Below are 4,499 nucleotides of genomic sequence, written 5' to 3'. Positions count from 1 at the left end.
TTTGGCTTAATTAATCTTCTTGGGAGAACTCGATTCAAATGCAATTACCCTGATTTGGCTAGTGGCTAAAAAAGCTATTCGAGAAAAATATTTTCTTTGTGAGTCTTTTAAAGATGTAAAAAAAATATTTGTTGAAGCTATTGAAGGAAAGACATTTGATTTTCCAAAAGTCTATCTCTATGGATAGCCCAGAATGAAGTAAATTTTATTCCTCTACAGTATTAAATTAATAAAAATATTATTTTCCTAAAAAAATTAGAGTATTTGGTTTATTTGACTTTGATTAAACCATCAATTTAGAGCATTTATTTAAAAAAATAAACTTAGTTTTTTTATATTATTATGGTGAGAAAAACTTAGGATAAGGATTTTTCTTTTTTATCGATAAGCTTATCGTTTTTCATAAATCAAATCCGATTGCTATAGTAGTCGGTTCAGCCAACCACGACGAGGATTATTTTGCTTATGGAGAGGAATTTAAGCATCGAGGGGATTTGTGAACATCGCTAGAAGAGTCATTATTTCTTCAGATTTGGTGATCGCACTCTCATAGTGGCGATCACTTAGCTGTAATAGATATCCTAAAAACGAAAATCGATTTTCATAACAGGTCTATTGAGCCACCTTATTTTTGGGCAAGTATACCGATATGTAGACCATCACTTAGATAGTTCAGTCATGATGATTTGTCTATCCAATTGAAAAGTGCTGTTAACACCGCTTTGTGGGGGGATTAAGCGGTTTGTTCGTCTTCATAGAGGCGTTATGGCATGAACCCATATCCCCTCGTAGCAGAAGCTTTTCTGCGTTCAGGCATACGTTGAGGCAGGGGAGCTGCCATAACAGAAATCTTTTCTATCAACGCCAATTTGACAAAATATGAACAAACCCGGCACGAAAAGCCTGTCCATAGCCTTCAAGGCGGTTTTTTTGTCCAATGGGAATTGGAGTCATGAAAATTTCACTAAGTCCTAGAATCAGAAACATGAGGATCAAAGCCATCATTATATAGTTTCGGATGAAACCTGAGTTCAGGTTATTAAAGAAATTCATCTTATTGACCTCCTACTTTTAGCTTGATTTCAAATTAAAATATTGATGTGTTATCAGCTTGAAAATTCTGTGACAAAATTCTGTCTGAGCAGAGTGTAACCAACGACATTTGACCACAACCGTAGGTAATTGAAATATGTTTGAGTCTTGGCAGCACGTTCCTCGTTGGTTAAGATTGAGTCTTAGTTTCCCTCTTTTTTTCCTCAATGGTTGGCTGTTATTTATTCTTATCGGCTACCTTGAACCCTTGGGTACAATCTTAACCACAGCCACCCTGTTCGCTTTCTTATTAAATTTTCCCATTCGTTTATTGGAACAACGGGGACTTAAACGAGGATGGGCAACGGCTTTAGTCTTTTTATTAGCTTTGATAATTATCGCTGTTCTGGGGTTAATTTTAATTCCGATTATTATCACTCAATTAACTGAATTCTTAAAAAATTTACCTCAATGGCTTGACTCGGGTAATGAGCAATTCAATTACTTAAAAAAATGGGCTATATCTCACAAAATTCCCCTTGATGTTCAACAAGTTGTGACTCAACTAGCTGACAAATTTTCTTCTCTATTAAACTCATTAGGAAACCAAGTTCTAGAAGTCGTTACAGGGACAATTGGGACAATTCTGAATATCTTATTTGTTTTCGTGTTGACAATTTTTTTAGTCTTAACAGGAGAAGATATTTGGAGAGGTCTTTTAAGTTGGATTCCCACCCCTTGGGATGAGAGAATCCAAGTGTCTCTCAAACAGACCTTTGAGAAATATTTTGCTACTCAAGGGATTTTAGCCATAATTTTAAGTATCGCACAAACGATGGTCTTTGGCATTTTACAAATTCCCTATGCCCTGTTATTTGGTTTGACTATTGGTTTGACGACATTAATTCCTTATGCCAGTGCTTTGACTATTATCATCATTAGTGCCTTTTTAATGTTCCAAAATTTTCAGTTAGGGTTAACCGCTTTAATTTTAACCATTGTTGTTGGACAAATTAATGATAATATTCTAGCTCCTAAGTTAGTGGGAGGGATGACTGGATTAAATCCATTTTGGATTATTATTGCGTTATTTATTGGAGGAAAAATAGCCGGTATTTTAGGATTATTGATTGCTGTTCCTTTCACTAGTGTTCTTAAAACCAATATAGATATTTTACGTTATTCACCAGAATTGAAAGAGCCAGACAATTAATTCTCTTCCTAGAATTTAACTTTCTTCAGAACAATTAGACTTTCAGTTAGAAGAGTTTAATGAATTTAATCCATCATTCCAGTAATTAGTAAAATGTAGATCAAAGCATAGTTATCTCACTTCGGAAGAGGGAACAGGCAACGGGCAACAGTAAACACTTGAGTTAAAACAAGGACCTGTTTGCTGTTCGCTTCCTCTCCCAATCAATAGGATTCTTTAAATTAATTGATGAATAGAAACAAGAAAAAATGCTAACATCAGAAAATCTATACAATAGATTTTCATGATCCAAATGACCCATTTAATATCTTTTGTCTCTTTAACTTTTTCCATAACTAAAATCAAAACTCCTCTTTTCAAAATCGAATAGTATTTCTTAAAATAGCTATTCTTCTCTACAAAATTTTAGCAATTTTCACCGTATTTTTAGCCATATCTGAGGCAAAAACTGGTGCAACAAATCAAGTAAAAGTCAGACAAGATAATCCAGCAAGAACAAGACTTTTGATTTTCATAATTAATTACTCCTATGTATATGAATCCCTTTTTTGGCTCTCCTTTTCCTCAAAGTTTGTTTATAGAATATCCATTCCCTTCAAAAGACTATAATGGTGGGATATTGGCTTATTTTTTGCAAATTTTCCCTTAATTGCTCAAAAGACTCCACTAATTGTTGATAGAGAAACTGATTAGGGCAAATTAAAATTAAAGTTAATCCTTCTGGGGTAAGAGTTAAATCCCATCGACAACTCGATAATAACTTTTGTAGAATTGGTTGACAAGAATTCCAAAATAGCCCCCTGATTCTTTCCTTTAATTTTCCCCTAAGTTGATTTGTGTCTAGCTCGTTTGAACTATTTTTAATTTATTTCCCAGATTTTTCTTTGAGATGACTTTGTTAGCCAAAGTAATTAGAAGGTAGCGATCTGTACTATTTTTTCGTTCATGCAGTTTCTGTTGAGATTTGTCGGCACGGCTAACACAGCGATCGCCTTTTCCATTCGGCGTCTATTCTTCGATGGCAGGGATGACTAACGAAGGCGAGGGGTAAGACAGCATGGATTCAATCAATGCTGTGCTCCCTGCTTTAACTATTACAACACTAGCCAAGAAGGAAATTTCCCATCTGTGTCTAGCTTGATTCTTAATTTTCACCAATACTATCAAAAATCTCAAAACGATTAACTGAATTAGGCAATTCATAATGCCACCATTCACTTTCAATGGGAGAGAATCCTGCTATGGTCATTATGGCTAAGAGGGTATGACGGTTTGTTTTTTGCTTCTGAGTTAACCCTGATGATAGATGCCAAGCCCTGATGGTTAGATCATTTATTTCTGTTCCCATATCAATAGTACGTTCATCCTGCATTAGAGTGACATCCACTGCTACTCCACGACTGTGGTTAGAAACGATTGGTGGCTCCCCATCACAACTAGACACCCCAAAGTATAAAATCTGTTGAGCTTTGGTGGGATGATAGGCGTTGCTGAATTTAAAGTTGCTATGTTAAAAAGTAAAAAGCAGCAAAAAGTAGATCAACTAAGATGAATTGTCCCCAATGTAATTCTTGCAACGTCAAAAAGAATGGTCATCAAAATGGTAAACAACGATGGAAATGTAAAGATTGTGGTCGTATCTTTCGTGAGTCTTATGAACAAAAAGGGTATCATCCTCAAGTCAGAAAAGTCTGTTTGAAAATGTATTTGAATGGCATGGGCTTTCGAGGGATTGAAAGGGTCACTGGTATTCATCATACCACTATTATGAACTGGGTTAAAGAGTCGTCAGAAGAGTTACCAGAAGATGAAGAAGGCTCGCCAAAGGTAGCAGAATTAGATGAACTTCAGACCTATATCGGTAGGAGAAGTAATAAGGTTTGGCTTTGGACAGCTATCAATCATTATCATCCTGGGATTTTAGCGTTTCAATTAGGAGATCGCAGTGGAGATACTTTTGAAAAACTGTGGAAAAGGAGAAAATACAAGATTGAGACATTACTTAGCCAGATTACATCAAGACACTTTATGTTACTCAAAATCGATAAAAATGTTATGGTATTCAATCCGATTACTGATGCACTATCTAAGATTTAAAACGATCCCGATTAAATGTTAAGCAACTGCTAGTTCAGCAACGCCAAAGAAAGAGCACATATTTTTTCCAGGATGTTAAGCATTTCCTCTTCATTGATACTAAGATTAAGGGGATCAATTCTCTTCATTCTCTTCAGGGATTGTTGTAATCGCTCCA

At 35.4% G+C, this 4,499-nt stretch carries 3 protein-coding genes and 1 pseudogene; 3 read left to right on the top strand and 1 reads right to left on the bottom strand.

What is annotated here, in order from left to right:
- The first annotated feature begins 19 nt into the window (after positions 1-19).
- Entirely contained in the window at positions 20-187 is a 168-nt protein-coding gene (locus P9B04_RS14920) for a hypothetical protein (protein ID WP_342055780.1), read from the top strand.
- Between the two features lie 1,002 nt (positions 188-1,189).
- Positions 1,190-2,245, top strand: a complete 1,056-nt coding sequence (locus P9B04_RS14915) for an AI-2E family transporter (protein WP_342055779.1) — start codon at positions 1,190-1,192, stop codon at positions 2,243-2,245.
- A gap of 1,144 nt (positions 2,246-3,389) precedes the next feature.
- Here the strand turns inward: P9B04_RS14915 and P9B04_RS14910 are convergent.
- A complete protein-coding gene (locus P9B04_RS14910; protein WP_342055778.1) occupies positions 3,390-3,689 on the bottom strand; it encodes a M15 family metallopeptidase in 300 nt (99 codons plus the stop codon).
- Between the two features lie 104 nt (positions 3,690-3,793).
- On the opposite strand from P9B04_RS14910, the pseudogene P9B04_RS14905 reads away from it, so the two are divergent.
- Positions 3,794-4,364 (top strand): annotated as a pseudogene (locus tag P9B04_RS14905) (IS1 family transposase).
- Positions 4,365-4,499: the final 135 nt, after the last annotated feature.

This window comes from Crocosphaera sp. Alani8 (assembly GCF_038442745.1).
Lineage (GTDB): Bacteria > Cyanobacteriota > Cyanobacteriia > Cyanobacteriales > Microcystaceae > Crocosphaera.
This window is presented reverse-complemented; position numbering and strand designations above follow the sequence as displayed.

What these genes read in the sequence shown, in the direction of transcription:
- P9B04_RS14915 (WP_342055779.1), top strand. Translation starts at nt 1,190, where the DNA reads ATGTTTGAGTCTTGGCAGCACGTTCCTCGTTGGTTAAGATTGAGTCTT.